Source organism: Cupriavidus sp. 05T313 (genome assembly GCF_056396665.1).
Window position 1 is genome coordinate 1 of the sequence record NZ_JBFTLX010000038.1, and the last position, 21,253, is coordinate 21,253.

The 21,253-nt window shown below is 66.4% G+C and carries 19 protein-coding genes, 2 tRNA genes and 2 pseudogenes; 8 read left to right on the forward strand and 15 right to left on the reverse strand.

Going from position 1 to position 21,253, the window contains the following annotated elements; all coding sequences use genetic code 11:
* Positions 1 to 151 precede the first annotated feature (151 nt).
* Positions 152 to 538: a hypothetical protein gene (locus AC1DKD_RS11575; protein WP_477111121.1), complete on the reverse strand. Its 387-nt coding sequence runs from the start codon at positions 536 to 538 to the stop codon at positions 152 to 154.
* Positions 539 to 885: 347 nt separating this feature from the next.
* Positions 886 to 1,491: a response regulator transcription factor gene (locus AC1DKD_RS11580; protein WP_441631712.1), complete on the reverse strand. Its 606-nt coding sequence runs from the start codon at positions 1,489 to 1,491 to the stop codon at positions 886 to 888.
* A 101-nt stretch (positions 1,492 to 1,592) separates the two neighbouring features.
* On the opposite strand from AC1DKD_RS11580, the gene AC1DKD_RS11585 reads away from it, so the two are divergent.
* Positions 1,593 to 3,227 carry a sensor histidine kinase gene (locus AC1DKD_RS11585; protein ID WP_441631710.1) on the forward strand — a complete coding sequence of 545 codons (1,635 nt, stop codon included), beginning with the start codon at positions 1,593 to 1,595 and terminating at the stop codon, positions 3,225 to 3,227.
* Between the two features lie 9 nt (positions 3,228 to 3,236).
* Here AC1DKD_RS11585 and AC1DKD_RS11590 read toward each other — a convergent pair whose 3' ends face one another.
* Positions 3,237 to 4,577, reverse strand: a complete 1,341-nt coding sequence (locus tag AC1DKD_RS11590) for an MFS transporter (protein ID WP_441631708.1) — start codon at positions 4,575 to 4,577, stop codon at positions 3,237 to 3,239.
* A 108-nt stretch (positions 4,578 to 4,685) separates the two neighbouring features.
* Here AC1DKD_RS11590 and AC1DKD_RS11595 point away from each other — a divergent pair, with 108 nt between their 5' ends.
* Both AC1DKD_RS11595 and AC1DKD_RS11600 read left to right on the forward strand, forming a co-directional pair.
* Positions 4,686 to 5,714, forward strand: coding sequence for an asparaginase (locus AC1DKD_RS11595; RefSeq protein WP_441631706.1), 1,029 nt, complete (start codon positions 4,686 to 4,688; stop codon positions 5,712 to 5,714).
* Entirely contained in the window at positions 5,711 to 6,418 is a 708-nt protein-coding gene (locus tag AC1DKD_RS11600; RefSeq protein ID WP_441631704.1) for a GntR family transcriptional regulator, read from the forward strand. Before AC1DKD_RS11595 ends, AC1DKD_RS11600 begins: the two co-directional genes overlap by 4 nt.
* Positions 6,419 to 6,558: 140 nt before the next feature.
* Here the strand turns inward: AC1DKD_RS11600 and AC1DKD_RS11605 are convergent.
* Both AC1DKD_RS11605 and AC1DKD_RS11610 read right to left on the reverse strand, forming a co-directional pair.
* A tRNA-Asp gene (locus AC1DKD_RS11605) sits at positions 6,559 to 6,635 on the reverse strand.
* A 77-nt stretch (positions 6,636 to 6,712) separates the two neighbouring features.
* Positions 6,713 to 6,788 (reverse strand) — tRNA-Glu (locus AC1DKD_RS11610).
* A gap of 196 nt (positions 6,789 to 6,984) precedes the next feature.
* Between AC1DKD_RS11610 and AC1DKD_RS11615 the strand changes: the two genes are divergently transcribed.
* On the forward strand, positions 6,985 to 7,935 hold the full coding sequence (locus AC1DKD_RS11615; RefSeq protein WP_441631702.1) for a DMT family transporter: 951 nt from the start codon (positions 6,985 to 6,987) through the stop codon (positions 7,933 to 7,935).
* Between the two features lie 15 nt (positions 7,936 to 7,950).
* Here the strand turns inward: AC1DKD_RS11615 and AC1DKD_RS11620 are convergent, their stop codons facing one another.
* Positions 7,951 to 8,373, reverse strand: a complete 423-nt coding sequence (locus tag AC1DKD_RS11620; protein WP_441631700.1) for a hypothetical protein — start codon at positions 8,371 to 8,373, stop codon at positions 7,951 to 7,953.
* Between the two features lie 181 nt (positions 8,374 to 8,554).
* Here AC1DKD_RS11620 and AC1DKD_RS11625 point away from each other — a divergent pair, with 181 nt between their 5' ends.
* The gene (locus AC1DKD_RS11625; RefSeq protein ID WP_441631698.1) at positions 8,555 to 9,082 is read left to right on the forward strand and encodes a metal-dependent hydrolase; all 528 of its coding nucleotides are present in this window, start codon (positions 8,555 to 8,557) and stop codon (positions 9,080 to 9,082) included.
* A 173-nt stretch (positions 9,083 to 9,255) separates the two neighbouring features.
* Here AC1DKD_RS11625 and AC1DKD_RS11630 read toward each other — a convergent pair whose 3' ends face one another.
* The 5 genes and pseudogenes from AC1DKD_RS11630 to AC1DKD_RS11650 all read right to left on the reverse strand — a co-directional run bounded on the left by AC1DKD_RS11630 (position 9,256) and on the right by AC1DKD_RS11650 (position 13,907).
* Positions 9,256 to 10,089, reverse strand: coding sequence for a hypothetical protein (locus tag AC1DKD_RS11630; protein ID WP_477143300.1), 834 nt, complete (start codon positions 10,087 to 10,089; stop codon positions 9,256 to 9,258).
* A 364-nt stretch (positions 10,090 to 10,453) separates the two neighbouring features.
* A pseudogene (locus AC1DKD_RS11635) lies at positions 10,454 to 11,731 on the reverse strand (MFS transporter); the annotation flags it as partial.
* Positions 11,732 to 11,819: 88 nt separating this feature from the next.
* Positions 11,820 to 12,989: a 4-hydroxybenzoate 3-monooxygenase gene (pobA, locus tag AC1DKD_RS11640; RefSeq protein WP_441631692.1), complete on the reverse strand. Its 1,170-nt coding sequence runs from the start codon at positions 12,987 to 12,989 to the stop codon at positions 11,820 to 11,822.
* Positions 12,990 to 13,302: 313 nt separating this feature from the next.
* Positions 13,303 to 13,584 (reverse strand): hypothetical protein, encoded by a 282-nt coding sequence (locus AC1DKD_RS11645; protein WP_441631690.1) that lies wholly within the window; start codon positions 13,582 to 13,584, stop codon positions 13,303 to 13,305.
* A gap of 164 nt (positions 13,585 to 13,748) precedes the next feature.
* Complete coding sequence (locus AC1DKD_RS11650) at positions 13,749 to 13,907, reverse strand: hypothetical protein (RefSeq protein WP_441631688.1); 159 nt, start codon at positions 13,905 to 13,907, stop codon at positions 13,749 to 13,751.
* Between the two features lie 310 nt (positions 13,908 to 14,217).
* On the opposite strand from AC1DKD_RS11650, the gene AC1DKD_RS11655 reads away from it, so the two are divergent.
* Positions 14,218 to 14,847 (forward strand): response regulator, encoded by a 630-nt coding sequence (locus tag AC1DKD_RS11655; protein WP_441631686.1) that lies wholly within the window; start codon positions 14,218 to 14,220, stop codon positions 14,845 to 14,847.
* Between the two features lie 66 nt (positions 14,848 to 14,913).
* Here AC1DKD_RS11655 and AC1DKD_RS11660 read toward each other — a convergent pair.
* Both AC1DKD_RS11660 and AC1DKD_RS11665 read right to left on the reverse strand, forming a co-directional pair.
* Positions 14,914 to 16,008, reverse strand: a pseudogene (locus tag AC1DKD_RS11660) (porin); the annotation flags it as partial.
* A gap of 142 nt (positions 16,009 to 16,150) precedes the next feature.
* Positions 16,151 to 16,438, reverse strand: coding sequence for a hypothetical protein (locus AC1DKD_RS11665; RefSeq protein WP_441636703.1), 288 nt, complete (start codon positions 16,436 to 16,438; stop codon positions 16,151 to 16,153).
* On the opposite strand from AC1DKD_RS11665, the gene AC1DKD_RS11670 reads away from it, so the two are divergent.
* Entirely contained in the window at positions 16,437 to 18,041 is a 1,605-nt protein-coding gene (locus tag AC1DKD_RS11670; protein WP_441636701.1) for a hypothetical protein, read from the forward strand. The two genes, AC1DKD_RS11665 and AC1DKD_RS11670, sit on opposite strands and share 2 nt — an antisense overlap.
* Positions 17,989 to 19,734 (forward strand): M14 family metallopeptidase, encoded by a 1,746-nt coding sequence (locus AC1DKD_RS11675; RefSeq protein WP_441636699.1) that lies wholly within the window; start codon positions 17,989 to 17,991, stop codon positions 19,732 to 19,734. Before AC1DKD_RS11670 ends, AC1DKD_RS11675 begins: the two co-directional genes overlap by 53 nt.
* Positions 19,735 to 19,806: 72 nt before the next feature.
* Here AC1DKD_RS11675 and AC1DKD_RS11680 read toward each other — a convergent pair whose 3' ends face one another.
* Positions 19,807 to 20,007, reverse strand: coding sequence for a hypothetical protein (locus AC1DKD_RS11680; protein ID WP_035871790.1), 201 nt, complete (start codon positions 20,005 to 20,007; stop codon positions 19,807 to 19,809).
* 177 nt (positions 20,008 to 20,184) lie between these two features.
* Entirely contained in the window at positions 20,185 to 21,102 is a 918-nt protein-coding gene (cysK, locus tag AC1DKD_RS11685; RefSeq protein WP_477143301.1) for a cysteine synthase A, read from the reverse strand.
* Positions 21,103 to 21,253 lie beyond the last annotated feature (151 nt).

Below are 21,253 nucleotides of genomic sequence, written 5' to 3' on the forward strand. Positions count from 1 at the left end.
CACCAGTGTTTCGTCGGAATTCAATTCCAGCGGGGCCTTCCGCGAGAGATCGAGCGGAGCGCAACCAACGAGCGCCCAGGCACTCAGGGTCACCAGCATTTTCTTTAGCATCTCAGTTCCTTGTTCTCATTCTTCCGGTACCAGTTCCGCATCAGCGCGGCCGTGTGTCACCGACCGTTTGAATAGGCGCTTTCGCTTTGACGATCGGTGTTTCCAGGACACGGAAGGCGTCAAACAGCGCGCGGTATTTGCCGCCCGGGTTGGTAATCAGTTCGGTGTGGTGCCCTTGCTCGACCAGTTGCCCGTTACCCAGCACCAGGATGCGATCCGCCAGCCGCAGCGTGGAGAGCCGGTGCGCAACGATGAACACGGTGCGACCGGCACAGATCTTCTCCGGGTTGTCGTGAATGACTCGCTCGGATTCGTAGCCGAGGCTGGCGGTCGCCTCATCGAGCAGGAGCAGGCGCGGATTGGTGGCCAGCGCCCTGGCAATGGCTGCGGGCGCGCTGGCCGCCCGAGAGCAGACTGCCGCGTACACCGACGACAGTGTTGTAGCCCTGCGGGTTGAAGAGTCCGCCAGGGAGCATCCAAAGAAATCAGCGATGACTTTGGATGGCGGCAGCGTATCAAGCCCGTACCCAGCTTCGTTTGGGAAATTTCGGAATCTGTTGCGGATTCATCCGGTATTGCTTCTGGTGTGCCCGTCTCGCGATCGGGTTCTTGCCAGTTCCGATTGCGCAAACGGTGGCACGATCCTCGTCGATGGTTCCGGATGCGGACTCCTGCGGCGCGCCGGCATTCAGCGTGGAACGATGGCGGAAGTGGCTCGGGCAGCGGCCGGGCCGGGGCTGCCCGGCTGGCCGGAGTGCAGCCGGCGCGGGCGCGCTATGGCTTGATGATGCCGGCGGACGCGGCTTTGACGACAGCTTCGATGCGGGTGGCGACGCCCAGTTTCTGGCGCGCATTGTCGATATGGAAGTCCACCGTGCGTTTGGACAGGCCCAGGATGGTGGCGATCTCTCCCGAGGTCTTGCCGCGTGCGGACCACACCAGTGCCTCCACTTCCCGCTCGCTGAGCTGCACGGCCGGCAAGCCCGGCCGCGTGCGCGCCACCCGGGCAAGGCGGGCTTCGACGATGCTCGTCAGGATGTCGAAATCGACCGGCTTGGTCACATAGTCGTCGGCCCCGAGCCTGCGGCCCTTGAGTTCGGCTTCGCGCTGGGCCAGCGCCGTGAGGAACACAAAGGGCATGTCGGCGAAGCGCGGCGCCAGCGAAGTGATCTTTTCGAGCAGTTCGAAGCCCGTCATCACTGGCATACTCACGTCGCAAAGGACGAGATCCGGCGTGTCCCGCAGGATGGCGGCAAGGCCTTGTTGGCCGTCGTGCGCGGTGCTGACGGCAAAGCCCCGTTCGATCAGTTCTTCGGCAATCAGGGCGGCCGTTTCGGCATCGTCCTCGATGCAGAGGATCTTCCGGCGGGCATCGTTCATGGTGGTCCTTGGTAGCGCCGGCGGGGAGGGACTTCCGGCAGGCCGTCGGGACGCACGGCACGCCCCGCGCACAGCGTAGCGAAATTCAGGATAAAAGTCTTATGAATCACTCAATTCGCCCGGCGCCCGCCAGCCGGCGGGTGCGCCGCGGTTTGGGGCGGCGCCTGGTCGGGCTGCCTGATTCGGTGCCGATGCTCAGGCCGATCCGCGTGCGGCTGTCGCTCGTCTTCGTGTTGTTCCTGCTCCTGGTGGTGGGCGTGGGGCTGTTCGGCATCAACCGGCTGAGCAACTTTCATAGCGTGTCCGCGCAGATCAGCGGCCGCTGGCTGCAGAGCAACCGCATCCTGGGCGACCTTAATAATTATATTTCCGACTACCGCGCCTTCGAAGGCGATGCGCTGATCGCGACTTCGCGCGCTGACCTGCGCGCGGCCGAAGGGCAGATCGGCAAGCTGGACGATGTGATCAAGGAGGTCGAGGCCCGCTACGGCAAGATCGAGCATGAGCCGGCGGAGCTGGAGCTCTACCAGCAGTTCATGGCGCAGTGGTCCGCTTACCGTCAACTGGTCGACCGCGTGGTGTCGCTGGCCCACCAGAAGGACACGACGCAAGCCGTGGCGCTCTACCGCGGCGAGTCGCGCCACGCTTTCGAGCAGGCCAACGGCACGCTGGGCGTGCTGACGGAGCGCAATGTCGTCGGCGCCGCGCAGGCCACCGCGCGTGAAGCCGATGCCTACCACGAGGCCCGCCGGCTGATCGCCGGCGCCATCCTGGTGTCGGGCTTCCTGGTGATCGCGGCCGTGGCCTATCTGGTGCGGGCGGTATCCAATCCCATCGCGGCGCTTGTCGAGCGCATGCACCGCATCACCGACAACGATCCGCACGTCGATATCCCGGGTGCCGGGCGCAAGGACGAGATTGGCGAGATTGCCCGCGCGGTGGTGCGCTTCCGGGACAATACGATCGAGCTGGAGCGCAGCAAGGCGGCGCTGGCCGCTCAGACCACGATGCTGCGGGACACGCTGGAGAACGAGCGGCGCCTGGCGGTGCTGCAGCGCAATTTCGTCTCCATGGCCTCGCATGAGTTCCGCACGCCGCTAAACGTGATCGATGGCCACGCGCAGCGGCTCATGCGCATGAAGGATGCGCCCTCCGCCGACGTTCTCGCCGAGCGCTGCGGGCGCATCCGCGTGGCCGTGCGACGCATGACCAATCTCATCGACCACTTGCTCGACTCCTCGCAGTTGCTCGATGGCGGGCGCCTTGCCACGCTGCAGGGCGTTGATTTTTCGTTGGCGCTGCTGGTGCATGAGGTGTGCGAGATGCACCGGGAGAGCTCTCCCGCGGCCGTGATCGAGGAAACCATCGAACCCGGCGTTGGCGAGATTTTCCACGGCGACGCCAAGCTGCTGTTCCAGGCAATCAGCAACCTGGTCGGCAACGCGATCAAGTACTCGCCGGCGGGCGTCCCGGTTGCCGTGCGGCTATCCGCGGACACGGAGGCGATCAGCGTCTCCGTGTCCGATCGCGGCATGGGCATTCCCGACAAGGACCGCGCCCAGATCTTCGAGCGCTTTGTGCGCGGCGGCAACGTCGCCGGCACGGCAGGCGCGGGCGTTGGCCTGTACCTGGTCAAGCTGGCGGTCGACCTGCACGGTGGCGAGGTGGTGGTTACCAGCAAGGAGGGGCAGGGCTCGTGCTTCGCGGTCCGCCTGCCGCGCGCCGCCGCGGGCTGAAGGCAGCGCTTATTCCGCCGCCGCCATGGCACCCGCATCGCTTTCGACGCGGGGACCGACCCCTGGGCGGACCTGGAGCATGGCGAACACGCCCAGCGCGGTCGCGACCGAAGTGGCGATGAACATCGACGAGTAGCCGTAGCGTGCCGACAGGATGCCGGCCAGCGTGGGCGCCAGCACCGCCGCGATGTTGGCGATGAAATGCATGATGCCGCTGAAGGTGCCGACGCGCGACGGCGCGGTATCGATCACCACGGCCCAGTAGACAGAGTTCGGCAGCGCGTTCAGTGCATTGCCCAGCGTCATCAGCGCAATGACGGTCCACACGCTATGCGCCTGCGACACCATCAGGAAGCACAGCGTCGTCAGCAACAGCGAGCCGGCGGCAAACCAGCTCCTGGCAATCACCAGTTTGCCCGTGCGCTTGAGCAGCCAGTCCGAGATGCGGCCGCCAAGCAGTACCGTAAAGCACGCGCCAACCCAGGGAATCATCCCGATGTACCAGAGCGAGGAGAGCGTGAAGTTGAACTCGTCGTGAAGGTATTTCGGTGTCCACGTCAGCAGCATGAAGTTGACGTAAATAAAGGAGAAGTAGCCGATGGCGTTGAATACCAGCGTCCGGCTTTTGAAGAACGCCCACCACGGCAATGCGGCACTGGCGTTCGCGGTCTCCTTGGGGGCGGCTCCGCGGCCCGCCTGGATCAGGGCGAGTTCCGCCGCATTCACCTTCGGATGATCCTCGGGCCGGTTGGTGTACACGCGCGAGAACAGGGCAATCAGGACCAGGCCCAGGACGCCAAGCACCACATACATGGCGCGCCAGCTATCGGTGAGCAGCAGCAGGCCGACCGCTACCGGGGCGGTGAGCAGCGCGCCCAGCGGCGTGCTCAACAGGCCGATGGACACCGCGAAGCCGCGCTCCGCCGGCGATGCCCATGCCGACATGGTCTTGTTGATGATGGAGTACGCGGGTCCCTCGGAGAAGCCAAAGAGGATGCGCACCATGGCGAACCCGCTCAGCGCCGAGCCGCCGAAAACCGCAAGGCCGATGTCGCCGGCCCAGACCATGCAGATGGCAAACAGCGACCACGCCACGCCCGCGATCACCCACACCCGCTTCGCGCCGAGACGGTCCGCCAGCGCGCCGCCGATCAGCGCGCCAAACATATAGCCATAGCCGAAGTAGCCCAGCACGGCGCCCCAGCCGGCGCGGTCGAAGCCGTACTCGCCGATGATCTGCCCGGCGGAATACGCAATGGCGCCGCGGTCGATGTAGTTGACCAGGGCAATCACGACGATCAGGAAGAAGATGGTGAAGCGGTACCTGCTTGGCGGCGGGTGTTGGTGCATCGGGCGTCTCCGTAACGGTTGAGCGGGGTGAGGGGATCTGCAATTGTTTTGCAAATTGTATAGTATATATAATGCACAATGCATACTTCAACGCTACGGGAAAACCATATGTCGCGCCCATCAGTTGCCATCGCCTCCCTTGGGGGCACCATCAGCATGACGCCGTCGGATGCCGCCGGCGGTGTGGTCCCCAGGCTGGATGCCGCCCAACTGGTTGCGGCCGTGCCGGGGCTGGGGGAACTGGCCGATCTCTCCGCCGAGCCGCTGTTCCAGTTGCCAAGCGCTTCGCTGGGCACCGAGCAGTTGCTGGCCTGCCTGGCGTGGGCCGAGGGCAAGATCGCCGGAGGGGCGCGAGGCGTGGTCCTGACCCAGGGCACGGACACGATCGAGGAGACCGCGTTTTTCCTGGATCTGTATTGGCGCCACCCCGAGCCCCTGGTCATAACCGGAGCGATGCGCACGCCGCTGTCCGCGGGGGCGGATGGCCCCGCCAACCTGCTGGCCGCCGTGCAGGTGGCCATGGACGACCAGAGCCGCGGGCGCGGCGTGCTGGTGGTCATGAACGACACCGTGCACAGGGCGCGGTGGGTCTGCAAGTCGGATTCCCTGTCGGTCCAGACCTTCGCGTCGCCCGATGGCGGGCCCGCGGGACGGGTGGTGGAGGGTCAGCCCGAGTATTTCCATCCGCCGGTTGGCAGGCCGCTGGTGAGTCCGGCTGTGCGGGCCTTTCCAAAGGTGGCGGTGGTGCCGGCGCTCCTGGGTGACGATGGCGACCTGGCCGCCGCCGCGCTCGATCTCGGCTACGAAGCGATCGTGGTCGCGGGGTTCGGGGCGGGGCACGTCTCGTCTGGCTTCGCCGGGCACATCGAGCGCCTGGCCAAAGTGGTGCCCGTGGTGATCGCCAGCCGCACGGGGGCCGGGGCCACGGCCTCCCGAACCTATGGCTTCGCCGGTTCCGAAGTCGACCTGGCACGGCGCGGCGCCATGCTTGCGAAGTGGCTCCATCCCTTGAAGGCGCGGCTGCTGCTGGGCGCGCTGCTGGCCGCCGGGACACCGCGCGGGCAGATCCCGGAGGCGCTCGCGAAGTGGGGTACACTGCCACGCCATTCGCTCACCAACCAGCAGCCAGCGCCTTGAAGACTTCGCCGATTCCCGCCTCCAAAGTGCAAGCCTCGCCTTCGCGCCGGCTTACCGCCTATCAGTATGCGGTGCAGACCTTGCGCGCCGACATCCTGCAAGGCCGCATGACGGCGGGCGAGCGCTTGCGCCAGGATGACCTGGCCAAGCGGCTGGAGATGAGCACGACGCCCGTGCGCGAAGCCTTGCGCACGCTGATCTCCGAGGGGCTGGTGTTCTTCGACGCGCATCGCGGCGCGGTGGTGCGCGGCCTGACGCTCGACGATGTGCGGGAAATCTACCGGCTCAGGAAGGTGCTCGAGCCCATGATGGTCGAAGAGGCAATGCGCGGCATCACCGCCGGGGATATTGCCCGGGCCGAGGGCTTGCATGAAGAGATGCTGCAGACACAAGACGTCACGCGGTGGACCGAGCTGAACCTGGAGTTTCACGCGGCGCTGTGGGCCTCCCAGGAACAAAGCAGGCTGGCCCACCTGGTCAAGACGCTGCGCGATTCGGCGGCGCCGTACATCTCGCTGTCGCTCTACATGAGCCCGGAGCACATCGCGCAGAGTAATGCCGAGCATGCGGAAATCCTGTCCCAGTACAGGCAACGCGATGCCGAAACCGCCAAGCGGCAGACCATCCATCACCTGGATGACACCCTGGAGATCATCGTGCGCGCGATCGATAGCTCAGGGGCCGCGGACGGCGGTGGCGCATAGCTGGCGCACGTTTGCCAGCAAGTTGGCAGGAGGCTGCCGAGATAACGGTGGGGATGATTGAAGGCAAAAAAATAGCCCACCTTGATGGCGGGCTATATTTTTCCTGGCAGCGCGATCTTCGCGCGGTATTCAGGCAATGCTGGCGGAGTGGACGGGACTCGAACCCGCGACCCCCGGCGTGACAGGCCGGTATTCTAACCAACTGAACTACCACTCCGCAGTGGCTGTGGAAATCGCTTAGAGCGATTTCCGACGCTCTTGTAAGAGACCGCCTATATGGCGTGCTCTCTGAACTGGCGTCCCCTAGGGGATTCGAACCCCTGTACTCACCGTGAAAGGGTGATGTCCTAGGCCTCTAGACGAAGGGGACTTAGACTTGCTCGCTACGTCATGTGAATTTCGTGTCGCGAGGGGCGCGATTGTAGCGCCCTTTGGCGAATATGGGAAGGGGGATAGGCCGCGCCGCGCCGGAACAGCCGTTTTTGCCAAGACTGGCGGCAAAGCCACTGCCAGGATGCAGGGCATGCGGGGCATGTCCCCGCGCCGAACCAGGATATGCCACTGCCATGCCGACCCGCTCCCAGCCTGCCAGCCCTTCCCCGGGCAGGCGCATGATCAGCCCGACTGCGATTGGCGCCTTCGCCCTGTTGCTGTGGGCAACGCTGCCGCTGCTGACCGCCCAGGCCCGCCGCCTGCCGCCATTCGAGTTGCTGGCACTGAGCTTCGGCGTGGCGTTCCTGATGGGCCTGCCATGGCTGGTGCTGCCAACGCGTGCCGCGCCAGCCGGCCGGCAACCGGACAGCCGGGGGCGGGCATGGCTGCTCGCCTTCGGCGCCATCTTTCTCTATCACGCGCTGTACTTTTACGCCTTCGCGGTGATCCCGCCAGCCGAGGCTGGCCTGCTCGCCTATCTCTGGCCGCTGCTGATGGTGCTGTTCTCCGCGCTGGCCCCCGGCGGCAGCCTGGGCAGGCGGCAGATCGCCGCAGCGGTGCTGGGCTTCCTGGGCACCTTGCTGATCGTCGGCGGCGCCCCCCAGGGGTCGCCTTCGTCGTCGCCGGCGGGCGGGCAGGCCGCCGTGGTGCTGGGCTACCTGGCGGCGCTGCCGTGCGCGTTGATCTGGTCGGGATACTCGGTGGCCAACCGGCGCCATGGCGAGGTGCCTAGCACCACGATGGTGAGCGTGTGCGGCGCGGTGGCCTTGTGCGGTGCCTTGTGCCACTTCGCGCTGGAAACCACGGTGATGCCGGATGCCGGCGAATGGCTGGCGGTGCTGCTGCTTGGCGCGGGGCCCACCGGCATCGCCTTCGTGGCATGGGACCACGGCACCAAACATGGCCGCCTGGCACTGCTGGGGGTACTTTCCTACGGCACGCCCCTGGTGGCTACGCTGCTGCTGGTGTGGTTCGGATTTGCCATGCTGACGTGGACCCTGGCGTGCGCGGCGGCGCTGATCGTCGGCGGCGCGGCGCTCGCCATGATGGTCCCGCGTCCGCCGGCGTTGCCCCGCTCCGCCTGAGCCCTACTGCGTGCCTCAGCGGCCGCGCCGCCGCTCGCGCATGGGGCCATCTGCGTCGATGCTGCCGCCCGCGCTTAGCGGCCCGTCGATGTTCACGGGCCCGTTGACCTGTACGTTGCCTTGCACCACCAGCGGCCCGTGCACGGTGAGCGGGCCATGAAAGACCTTTTGCCGGCCAGCCCCCGGCGGCGGCGCATAGGTTGGCGGCAGGGTGGCAAACCACGCCGCGCTCAGCGGGCCGTGCGCAAGGATGCTGCCGTCCACGGTAAGCGAGCCATGCACGGTGAGCGGTCCTTCCACCACCAGCGAACCGCCAATGGTGAGGGGGCCGGTTTCCGCCGGCTGGCCGTGGACTGCCGGCGCCAGCCACAGGGCCGCCGCCAGCAGCGGGATCGCCGGCAGGATGACGCGGGCTTGCCGGGCAATGTACCGTCTCATGATCGTTCCCAGGGGGCAGCGGCAGGGTAGCCGCAGGCTGCTTCCAACTTAGTGTGCGTCGCGGTTGCACGCAAGGCTGGCCCACGGCCTTGACGATGCGGCCCGTCAACGCTGTCCTTTTGCAGCCCGATCTGCCACCATTGCGGCCCTCGATTTCACGACGACCGCAGAGCGCACGACAATGGCTTCCAGCAAAGCACACCATGCCACCGGATGGGCGGCCGGCCTGATCGCCGCCGCGGTGGTGACCAGGGCAGGCGCCGGCGGCACCTTCCATTTCGCCGCCGGGCTTGCCTTCCTGGCGGGCGTGGCCGGCGGCGGTGCGCCCGACTGGCTGGAGGTGGCCTGGTGGTCAAAATCCCGCCGCTTGTGGATCACTCATCGCACCTGGACGCATTGGGGCATCGCCTGGCTGGCCCTGCTGGCGGTGGCGCATCGCTCGCTGGGCTTGCACTGGCTGGCTGCGCCGGCGTTTGGCTTTGCCTGCGGCGGCCTGATGCACTTGCTGGCCGACTGGCCGAATCCGCTTGGCGTGCCGTGGATTCTGGGACGGCACTCGCTGAACTGGTGGAAGAGTGGCCGCTGCGACCTGATGGTGGTGGCCGCCTCGTGGATCGGCGCGCTGGCGCTGTCGCGCCATGTGTGGTTCCACGGGACGCATGGCCTGGACCTGCTGCACTACCTGCGGGCCTGGCATCTGCGGGCTTGAGGGCGCGCGCAAAAAAAGAGGCGGCCACAAGGGGCCGCCGATCGGGAATGGTGAGGGAGGCAATTCCCTCACTGAAGGCTATCGGCGGCCAAAAGTGCCAGATGAACCCCACCGAGGTGGGGTGCTGTCTTCGGCATATCAATCCGCGGTGGGAGAGGAGTGGCGCCGCGGCGTCATGCCTCCAGGCAGGTATCCGCCATGCCCGGCAGGCCCGACTCCGAGTCTCGCCGGCCTTGCCTGCGCACTGCCGCCATCAGTTCGGCATGCGCGGCGTCGAGCCAGACGGTGCGGTGGCGCACGGGATCTCGCGGCGAAAGTTCGCCGGCGGCGACCTCCCGCAGAAAATACTTCACCATGCTGCCCGCGCGGGCGGGCACGGGCATCATGCCCAGCAACTGCCATYGCTGCAGCAGGCCGCGATCGGCCGCATGGCCCAGCGCGGCCCACGCCGTGCGCCCCAGCGCGACGAAGAGTGCCTCGTCATGGGTATGCGCAAGCGCGCCGAGGAAGATTGCCTCGAACACCGTGCGCAGCATCGGCACGGCCATCAGTTCCTCCAGGTCGCCATCGAAGGCGAGGCCGCGCCGGGTGGTGGCATACGGCAGCAATGCCAGCGGCTGCAACTGCTCGAAGCCTTTGTCCCAGAGCGCCGCCGCGCCGGGCAGGCCGATCAGCTGCGCGATGCGGAAATGATCCAGCATGCGAATCAGGTTGGGCCGCACCAGCCGCCCCCCCAGCTCCACCTGGCGCTTGTTCTCGCGCTGGATGGTGCGTCCGGGCGCATGCCGTTGCATCAGGCTCTCGGTCAGTTCGGCTGCCAGCGTGACGTGCGTGTGTCCCGGTGTGGTGCTCACCAACACCAGCCGCGCGTTCGCATGACTGTGTTCGAATGGCACGTAGGACATCGTGTAGATGCCGTCGCGATCAACCAGCACCGGTTTGTCGATGACAGCCGTCGCCGACCCGCGCCTGATCCGTGCGCAGTACTCTTCCAGGTAATTCGCCAAGGTGTCCCCGCCTTACCACGATTTCTCTCTGGTACATCGGCCCTGTAACCGGGCTTAGCTTTCCTTGCATGTTAGGCCGCGGCAGTGCCGCAGGCAAAGCGGGCGGTGCTGTTTCCTGCCTGCGGCCACACATGCTGTGTGGGACAGCGAACCAATCGCGCCGCTGTGCTCATCCTGATGATGGATGGACGCGATGCGGTGATGTGGGGAATCGGTGGATTGCAGGCATGGACGACCGGGCGGTGCACCGGGCCATGCCGCCTCGGCCTTCAGATATCCATCAGGTCGCGTCCGGCGAAAATGCGGCCCCGATCAGTGCTTGCGCACGCCGCGTGCCCGCATCTCGCCGGCGATGCGCGTGTCGTCAATGCGCGGCGTCGTGCTGGCCAAAGGCCTGGCGCGCCGCTGTCCCCGGCCGCGCCGAGGCGATCAGCAACGCGGCGGTAGCAACGAAGGCCGGCAGCGAGAGCAGACCGAAGATCTTCCCAAAGCTCCATCCCAGGCCCAGGATCTGCGCGCCCAGCAGCGCGCCGACGATGCCGCCAAAGCGGCCGATGCCGAGCATCCAGGCCACGCCGGTGGCCCGGCATTGCGTGGGATAGAAGCCGGCGGCCAGCGTGGGCATGGAAGATTGCGCGCCGTTCATGCAGGTACCCGCGGCGAACACCAGCACGCCCAGCAGGAAGAGATCGCCGGCACCGTGGCCTACCGCATAGACCAGCGCGCCCGTCAGCGCATAGGTGCCGGCGACAATGCGCCAGGGATGGCCGCGGTCCATCAGCCAGCCTACCGTCRGGGTACCGATGCCACCGCCCAGCGGGAACAGCGCGGTGATGAGCGCGGCCTTCTCGATCGGGTAGCCGGCGTCGGCGAACAGCGTCGGCAGCCAGCTCGTCAACAGGTAGAAGATCAGCAAGCCCATGAAGTACGTGGTCCATAGCAGCACGGTGCCGGAGAGAAACCGTGGCATCAGGATGGCGCGCAGCGATGACGTTGCCGAGGGCGCGGCATCCGCGGGTGCGGCCTCCTGGACATGGAAGCGTTCGTCGCCGCGCAGCGCACCGGGGCGGATTCTCGACAGCGCGGCGGCGATGCGCGCGGCCGGCGCCTTGCGCGCCACCATGAACCGCACCGATTCCGGCAGGCAGAAGACCAGCAGCACGGCCAGCGCCAGCGGCGCGATACCGCCAACCAGCAGCACGGAATGCCAGCCGTAGTGGGGAATCAGCCAGGCCGCGGCAAAGCCCCCGGCCGATGAGCCCAGCGTGAAGCCGCAGAACATGGCGTTGACCGCCAGTGAGCGGCGTCGCGTGGGCGCGTACTCCGACATCAGCGTGACCGCGTTGGGCATGGCCGCACCGAGGCCGAGGCCGGTCAGGAAGCGTAGCGCCGTGAGCGCTTCGAGCGAAGTCGAGAAGGCCGAGACCACGCTCCAGCCGCCGAAGCACAGCACCGAGCCCACCAGCACGCTCTTGCGGCCAAGGCGGTCGGCCAGCGGCCCGGCCACCAGGGCGCCCGCGGCCAGGCCGAAGAGGGCGGCGCTCATCACCGGCCCGAGATGGGCGCGGCTGACGCCCCATTCCTTGGCCAGCACCGGCGCGATGAAGCCGATCGCCGCGGTATCGAAGCCGTCGGCGGCGAGCTGTTCGGGGGCGTCATGATGCGGGTCTCCTGCTAGGCCGCTCGTTGGCGGCGGACTCTCGGTATTGCTGAAGGCCTGGCGCGAGGCTTCAGTAAGGCAGGCCGACGTAGTTCTCGGCCAGTGACATCTGCGCGGCGTGCGAGCCGGTCAGGTAGTCCAGTTCGGCTTGCTGGATGCGCAGCGCGAAGTCGTCGGCATCGGGGAAGCGGTGCAGCAGCGATGTCATCCACCATGAGAAGCGCTCCGCCTTCCATACCCGGCGCAGGCATTTCTGCGAGTAAGCGTCAAGCTCGCTGGCATCGTCGTGCAGGTAGCGTGCGATCAGGCCGTCGGCCAGGTAAAGCACATCGCTGGCGGCCAGGTTCAGGCCCTTGGCGCCGGTGGGCGGCACGATATGCGCGGCGTCGCCAGCCAGGAACAGGTTGCCGAAGCGCATCGGTTCGCACACGAAACTGCGCAGCGGCGCGATGCTCTTCTCGATGCTCGCGCCGGTCGCCAGCGTTTCGGCGGCGGGCGCGTCCAGCCGGCTGCGCAGTTCGTCCCAGAAACGTTGGTCGGACCAGTCCTCGACCCGTTCGTCAGCGGCCACCTGGACGTAATAGCGGCTGCGCGTGAGCGAGCGCATGCTGCATAGCGCGAAGCCGCGCTCGTGGCTGGCATAGATCAGTTCATCCGCTACCGGCGGCGTATCGGTGAGCACGCCGAGCCAGCCGAAGGGATAGACCCGCTCGAAGATGCGCTTGGACGGCGCCGGCACGCTGCGCCGCGTGACGCCATGAAAGCCGTCGCAGCCGGCAATGAAATCGCAGCGCAGTTCCTGCGGTTGGCCGTCCTTGCGATAGCGCACGATGGGCGTGGCCGTATCGAAATCGTGCACGCTCACGTCTTCGGCGTCATAGATGGTGACGGCGTTGCCGGCTTCGCGCGCGGCCATCAGGTCGCGGGTGACCTCGGTCTGTCCGTAGACGGTCACGGAACGGCCGATCAGTGCCTGGAAGTCGATGCGGTGGCGCGCGCCGCCGTAAGACAGTTCGATGCCGTGGTGAACCAGGCCGTCGTGATGCAGGCGCTGCGCCACGCCGGCGCGTTCGAGCGCATCGGCGGTCACGCTTTCAAGGATGCCGGCGCGGATACGGCCGAGGATGTAGTCGGGGCTGCGCTGTTCGATGATGACCGCATCGATGCCGGCCTTGGCGAGCAATTGCCCCAGCAGCAGGCCCGAGGGGCCGGCGCCGATGATGGCGACTTGTGTACGCATCGCGTGTCTCCTGGTGCGGTAAGCAGATTGTTGTTGAACGCAACAATAACGGCGCCGGGCACGGGAGGGAATAGACGGAACGAACCATCAACAGGACAAAACGAACATCCAGGTTTGTCGCCACGCCAGGTGGAATATCCTGCGGAAACGAGGGATAACCCTAGGTTGTTTGCCTGAAATAAGCCGGGATTGTGAGATCGGTTCCTGCGCGGGGGAGTACCGGCAGGCACGTCGCCAGGGCGAGATAGCCTTCACATTCCATACATGCGAGCGTCGATGGTGGCGCTTGCGGCACGCTTCAGGCCGGGGGCCGTCAGCGAACCAGTCGCTGCTCTTTGCGGCAAGCCTTGCAGACGTGTTCAAGGCCATCCTGGCGCCGCGCATCGCGCGCGAAGAACTCGCCGTCGGCGGGCCAGTGCTCGCCACAATGCCGGCACAGTTTCAGCGGACCGATATCGGACATCAGGAGATCGGCGGTTGCCCGCTTGGCGCCGGCGTGGCAAGCAGGTTTGGTGCGTGGCGCGGGCGTGTCTTGCGTGACACCGGCGGTGATGGCGCGGTGGATCTGTCGCGGCAGGGCGGCGCGATCGTACATGGTCTCTCCTTGCCTTGGGAATGGGGCGGTTTGGATTGGGGGCGCAGCGGGATTCCGTGGCGCGGCTGAAATACGCCGTTACCAAATGGCGCGTTGATGATGGCCCTTGGGACCGGAGGGAGGATGGGCCGGTGGCGCGAGGTATGTTTCCGGGCGTCGGAAACTCACTGCCCGGCCAGGCCGGACCACGCCATCAGCAACCATCCGATGCCGGTGCAGGCGCCAAGCCAGCCAAGCACCACCAGCGCGATGGTCGACCACTTCACCGGGACTGCCGCGCGGCCGCCACGTTCGATATGCGTGGCGTGATGCTGGTGGCGCATGGCAGCGTGGCGGGCAGTGGCAGTAACTTCGGACGGGAGCGGCTCATGCTTACTTTCCTTGGCTAGGCAAGACACGGCTTGCACAAGGGGGCAGCTTAGCGCCCCAGTGACGCGGGTGTGTGTCCGGGTTGTAAGGAAATGTGCACGGGACAAAAGTGCACCAGCCTCGCCATGGCTCATCCCGGTTACCTTGAGAGTTCGCTTGGTTTCGTCGATGCATTGAGATAATTCACGCCTCATAGCAGAAAATTCCTAGAGCCTGTTCGGGAGAGTTTCAGCCAAAATCGCACGCTAGCTAACAGGGGCTGATATGGACCAAGTCGAAGTGGAAGAACCGTTATCCGTGGTGGCTGTGGACGACCATCCGTTTATCCTCGAGTCGATCCGCGCCAACTTGCACAGGCACGGCCGATACGCGCTGGTGGCCGTCGCGGCGGACGGGGTGGAGGGGCTGAACGTGCTACGGCAATTGCGTCCAGCGCTGGCAGTGGTCGATATCAACCTGCCAGGCCTGGACGGGCTGGAAGTGGTGCGCCGCGTTCGCGCGATGGAGCCGCCGACCCGGATCGTGGTGCTGTCGGGCGGCGATCCCGAACGCGATGCGCAACTGGCGCGCTGGGCTGGCGCGAGTGCCTATGTGAGCAAGTCGCATCCCTTTCACTTGCTGGCGGCGGCACTCGATATGGTGCAGCAGGGGTATGCCGTCTTTCCCGAATCCATCTGCAACGCGGGCCTCGATGGCGAAGCCGCGGCCAATGCCACGCGGCTCACACCGCGCGAGTCGCGCGTGCACCAGTTGCTGTCTGATGGGTACGACAACCTGGAAATAGCGACGCGGCTGGGGATTTCGCCAAAGACCGTGGCCACCTTCAAGCACCGGGTTGCCAGGAAGCTGGGACGGCCCGGCGACGCCACGCCGCGCTTGCCGCAAGCCAGTTGATCCGGGCGATTGGCGGAAGCGTTGATGTGCGAGGGCATCACGAAACAGGAGCGCGCATGCCTTGCCGGCATGGAACTGGTTCCTGTTGCCCGGGTTGGCGTCGGCCTTCGTATTGGTGACGGCAACGCCGGTCAGGGGGCCACTCTTACCGTTCAGGCCCAGTCCGGAACCGTCACGGTTGCGGGCGTAGGCCAGGTTCAGGTAGACGTCGGTGCGCTTGGACAGCGAATAGTCGCTCGACACCACGAACAGCCACGGATCTGCCGAGACGCGGCGGGCGTCTTCATAGTAGGCGGCGCCGGTGAGCTTCAGGGCCGGCGTCACGTTGTAAGCCATGCCGGCCCACATCAGGTTGGAGCTGACCTTGGCCGTGGAGGTGGTGATTTGGCCCTCGCTGTTTCCCACCACCCAGTTGCCGCCGCGCGCATAGCGATAGCCCAGGAAGGCCTTGGCCGGGCCGAAGGCATATCCACCGGCGATCGAGGCGCTGCGCGCGTTGATTTCATCGCTATTGGACAGCGTGGTATTGCGCTGCTCGTACATGACACCCACATCGAACGGGCCGCTGGCGTAGGCCAGGCTGGCGCCGTACTCGCGGTTCTTGCCGCCCTGGCCGGCGGTTTCCTTGCCATCGTAGGCAAAGCTGTACATGGCGGCGGCGGTGACGCCGTTGAAATTGCCCACGTACTTCACCGAGTTGTTGGCGCGGCTCATGAAGCCGGCGTCGAGCGAGGTAACCGAGTAGCGCGCCGAGATGGACATCGGGTCATAGCGCAGGCCGAAGTCATACATCGGCGTAGTCTGGCGGCCCAGGGTCAGCGTGCCGAACTGGCCTTGCAGGCCAACCGTTGCAGCCCGGTTGAACAAACCATCCGTGCTGCCGGCGCCGTCGTCGACGGAGAAGCCGCTTTCCAGCTGGAACAGCGCCTTCAACCCGCCGCCCAGGTCTTCCACGCCGCGCAGGCCCCAGCGCGAGCCGGACATATTGCCCGACTGCATGGCCACGCGGCTATTGCTGTTATTTGCCTTGGTGGCGCCATTGGCATTGGAAAGGTACTCGATGCCGACGTCTACCACGCCATACAGCGTCACGCTCGATTGCGCCTGGGCGCTGGYGGCGAAGAGGGTGGCTGCGGCGACTGCGAACAGCTTGATTTTCATGGGTTTTCCTTGATGAGTTAATCGGGGAACGTCCACCGTTCGAGAGGAATTATGTGAGGCGATGCGCGGGGATAAGAAGCGGATGCTCGGTTGGTGTTGTAATTAGGAAACTTGTTTTTGACTAATTATTTCTTCTTTTAAATCAAAGGCTTGATTTGAATTTATGTTGATGTAAATGATTTTTAATGGAAAGTAATCCTAGTTCAATTTGGTTGTAAATTCGTTTTTTCAATTTATTGTATTTTTTTAGTTCCAATATAAAGATGTTGTGAATAGGCGATTGCCATAACATCAGCCGGAGCCACTTCCAGCCGTTCGCCATGCCTTTCCGCAAGAACAGCAACGCGCCGCGCGGTGGTCTCTTTCCCCCTGGCCTGTTACCTGGCTCGATCCAATCCAACTCAACCTTGCAGGAGGTTTGCCGCGCCATGGCGTCTCGCCCTTTCCTCGCCGCCATGCAGCGAGCCCGATGCGGCGATGTCGCCGCGCAGATCGCGCTTGGCAAGGCCTATCTCTATGGGCATGACGGTGCCGCCGCGAACCAGCACAGCGCTTTGTTCTGGCTGGCGCGTGCGGAGCAGGGCGGCGCGGCCTGGGTGCGGCGGATGATCTGGGAAGACATCGCGCTGGACGTGGCGCGCCGCTCAGTGCAAGCCGATCTGGCGCTGGCCTGCTACGCGGAAGGCGGCCGGGCCGGTTCGAGCGTGGCACGTTGGCGCTACGCGCAATGGGCGCTGGCTCCGGACGCCCGGCCGCAATCCGATCGCGCGCTGGCGCTGGCATGGTTGCGCGAGCTTGCCGACGAGGGTCATGCCGAGGCGGCTTTCAGGCTGTTGGCATGGCTGCGGGCGCAGCCTGCCCAGCCAACGCATGCGGACGAACTGGCGCGGCTGGCGCGGCTCGCGGCGGTCCCGCCGGCCGGCGGAGCCGGGCCAGCCGCTGGCGGCACCGAGGCGGCCGATCCGCCTGGCATGCTGGCGCAGGCCGAGGCGCTGCTTGACCATGCCGACAGGCATCCCGACGTGATCCGGTTCGGGCGCCAGCTGCTCGAACGCGCGGCGCGCACCGGTTCGGCCGAGGCCCAGTTCCGGCTGGGGCTCTGGCATGGCCAGATGGATCGCCAGGGCGCCACGCTCGACGCCGGTGACCGCATTGGCAAGGCCAGCCATACCGAGGCCCAACGCTGGCTGTCGCGTGCCGCGGCGCAGGGACATGCCGAAGCAAGCTATGCGCTGGCCTGCCTCTACCGCAACCGCCACTTCACGCGCTACAGCGTGGGGCTTGCAGACGAGGCGCTTGGCAAGGCCGCGGCGCTTGGCCATGCCGAGGCCCAATACCAGCTAGGCCGGCGCTTGTGGCGCAGGCGCGGCGTGGACCTGGCCAGCCGGCTGGAAGCCAGTGCCTGGCTATGGCTGAGCGGACGCAATGGCGTGACTCAGGCCGATGACATGCTGCGCCGCCTGATCGAACCCGCACGCCCCGCCTCGCAGCGCCAGTGGGACCAGGCGGCGCGCTACGTCATGCGCATGCCCCTGAGCGGCCCCCTGCGGCTCATGGGCATGCGGGTGCGGCTGGCGCAGGCGTTCGGGCTGGAGCGCAACGAGATGATGTGGCTGGATCCGCTGCAGGCCCGGCACGGGCACTGTCTCGCCGTCGACGTGTCTGCCGCCTGCTCTCGCGCCAGGCCGCGACTGATCCTGCTGGACAGCGCGCTGCAGCAGCGCGTACTTGCCGAGGCCTGCACGCTGTTCAGGGGCGGACCGAAGGCTGGCGGAGAGGGCGGCGAGGGCGATGAAGGCGGTGAAGACGATCGCCTGGCCCGCCTCGACCTGCTGCTGGAACTGGCCCGGCCGAGGCTGCGGAAGGTGCTGCCCGGCGCGGCAGCCAGCGGGCCTGGGTGTGGCCGCACGCAGGATCGGGAGCCTGCCTATAATGCCGGATCCGATTCCCAGTCCGCCGCGCGCGGCGCCAAGGCCAGCCATGACGATCCTGCTCGATACCTCCATTTCACGCACTCTGGATGGCCTGACTGAGCGCCTTGCCTCCCTGCCCGGCACGCGCGTGGAAGCCTGGGTGTTCGAGGATGCCGCCGCGCGCCGCGCCGCAGAGCATCGCCTGGCCGCAGCGGGTGTGGCGGCGGTCATCCGCAGCGCCTACAAGCCGCTGCTGCATTTCTTCCTCGATGAACTGGGCCTGGAAACCGATCACGGCCCGCTTGCCGGCGCGCGCGACATCGCCGTGCGCCTGCCTGCCGCCACGACGGCAACGGCGGCAACAACGGCACAGCGTTTCCGGCTGGAAGCCTATCCGCTCGCCGGCATGCTGCCTGGGGGCAGGCTGCGCCTGGACGAGGGCGACGACCCGGGGCACTATGCCGTCCAGCTCGATGGCGGCATCGCCCATCGCGTATTCGTGCCGCTAGCGGCGTCGGGCGCGCCGTGCGGGTGGCTGCGTGTGTGGCAGGGTGACACCTGCCTGGAGGATGGGCCGCTGGCGACCGAGTTCGAACTGGCATTCGCCGCCGCCATGAACGCGATCCGCAGCCATGGCTGGGGGGTGCAGGCGCCCTGTTTCGATGTCCTGCGCATTGGCATCGGCACAGGCGGCATCGAGCGCCGGCTGTCCTGTCAGGACGAGTGCATCAGTACGCGCGAAGCCCTGCACGAAGACCTGTATTTCTCCATCCTGGAGTTCTTCCAGGATCGCGCCGGCTTGCCGCGCGGCGATCGTACCTTGCAACCCGGCCAGATCGTGCCGGACGTGCGCAGCGCGGATGGCACCGATGGCGCTACACGGGTGCGCGTGGAATTGCTGCCGCATCCGCGCGTAGTGGCCGCCGACGCTGCCGGGACGGCGCTTTCCGCCGACGCGCTCGCCGGGCTCTCCCGGCCGCTGACGCCGGATGAAGCCGCCGTCGAGATGCAAGCGCTTGGCGGCAAGCGCTTCAGCGTCCTGTCCACGCAGGGGCGCGTGGTCCACGCCACCCACATCGAAGGCTCGCTGCCGGGGCTGGTGATTTCCGGTGGTCAGCATGCCAACGAAACCTCTGGCGTGGTGGGTGCGCTGCGCGCGGCACACGCGCTGAAGCAGCGCCCGCATGCGCACTTCGCCCTGATCGCGCTGGAAAATCCCGACGGTGCGGCCTTGCATGTGCATTTGCGCGAGGACAACCCCCGCCATATGTCGCATGCCGCGCGCTACACGGCATTAGGCGACGACCTCGAGGCACGCACGGCGCCGCCGTTCGGGGAGAAGGCGGCGCGCCTGGAGGCGATCGAGCGTACCGGCGCGGGGCTGCACATGAGCCTGCATGGCTATCCCGCCCACGAATGGACGCGCCCGCTTACCGGCTATGTGCCGCCGGGCTTCGAGACCTGGACCATTCCCAAGGGCTTCTTCCTGATCCTGCGCCACCACGCGGGGCGCGACGGCACGGCATTCATGCAGGCGCTGACTGCGCAACTCGCGGCCTCGCCGGAACTGGCCGGATTCAACGCCCGGCAACTCGCCACCTGGGGCGGCCATGCCGGCGAGGTGCCATTCCCGGTGCTTAACGGGATTCCCTGCATGATCGTCGAGGATCATCGTTCAACCGTGCCCTTCACCCTGGTCACCGAATTCCCGGACCAGACCATCTATGGTGACGCCTTCCGCCTGGCGCATACGACGCAGATGCGGACCGTGCTGGCCGCGGCGGAACTGTACTGGGCGGGGCTGCTGAACTGAGGCCAGGCGGCTCAGGGGCCGCATGCCGATGGGTGCGTGGCGGGGCAGGGCAAGGGCCCCGGCCAGATGGCTTCAATGGATCGTGCGTGTCACCTTGACGTGCGGCACCGTTGTCGCTGCCGTGCTTTCGGGCGTGGCGCCTTCGTCTTGCTCGATCATGGTGGCCGCGAGGCTGAGCGCAGCCTGCATCTCTTCATGCGACAGACCGGACGATAGCGCAAGACGCACCGCCAGGGATGCCAGTCGTGCGACTTCATAACTTGGGATGCTCATCTCAACTCCTTGTGTCAACGCTTTACCGGGCCCCGCCGCGCGGGGCAGCGGGACCTGTGGTGCGCCAGATCGGCAAAATCGGCAGCCGGCGCGCTCTTGCGCCGGCACCTGTCAATCTCCAGTATGGTTCACCGCGGGCCGCGCTGCCTGAAGAGAATCCCCCGGCGGCACGCGGCCTTATGCTGGCAGGAAGCCTTCCACAGTGAGATAGCGCTCGCCGGTGTCGTAATTGAAGCCCAGCACGGTGGCACCGGCCGGCAGGTCGGGCAGTTTCTGGGCAATGGCGGCAAGGGTGGCGCCGGACGAGATACCCACCAGCATGCCCTCTTCGCGTGCGGCGCGGCGCGCCATCTCGCGTGCCGGCTCGGCGTCGACCTGGATGACGCCGTCCAGCAGTTCGGTATCCAGGTTCCTGGGGATGAAGCCGGCGCCGATGCCCTGGATCGGGTGCGGTGCGGGCGCGCCGCCGGAAATGACCGGCGAGGCCACGGGCTCGACCGCGAATACCTTCAGCGCGGGCCACTTCTGTTTCAGTACGCGGGCGCAGCCGGTGATATGGCCGCCCGTGCCCACGCCGGTAATCAGGGCGTCGATGCCCTGCGGGAAGTCCGCCAGGATCTCCAGCGCAGTGGCCCGGACATGTGCTTCGATATTGGCGGGATTCTCGAACTGCTGCGGCATCCATGCGCCGGGCGTGGCCGCCACCAGTTCCTCGGCACGGGCGATCGCGCCCTTCATGCCTTTTTCGCGCGGGGTCAGGTCGAAGGTGGCGCCGTAGGCCAGCATCAGGCGGCGGCGTTCCACCGACATGCTGTCAGGCATCACCAGCACCAGCTTGTAGCCCTTGRCCGCGGCCACCATGGCCAGGCCGATCCCGGTATTGCCCGAGGTGGGCTCGATGATGGTGCCGCCGGGCTTGAGCAGGCCGGACTGCTCGGCTGCCTCGACCATCGACAGGGCGATCCGGTCCTTGATGGAACCTCCGGGGTTGGAGCGCTCGGACTTGATCCAGACCTGATGCGTATCGCCAAAGAGCCGCTGGACGCGGATATGCGGCGTATTGCCAATGGTCTGCAGGATGTTGTCGACCTTCATTCGGAATCTCCAGGGATGTTTTCTAACCGGACTCGCGAGTGCGTCCGGACTAGCATGCGCTGGGGGATTCTAGCCGGGCAGCGGATGGCGATGCGATTTTCCCGTCATATCGGCACGGGCAAGCGCTGGCGGGCGCGCGGCTGCCCGGCGC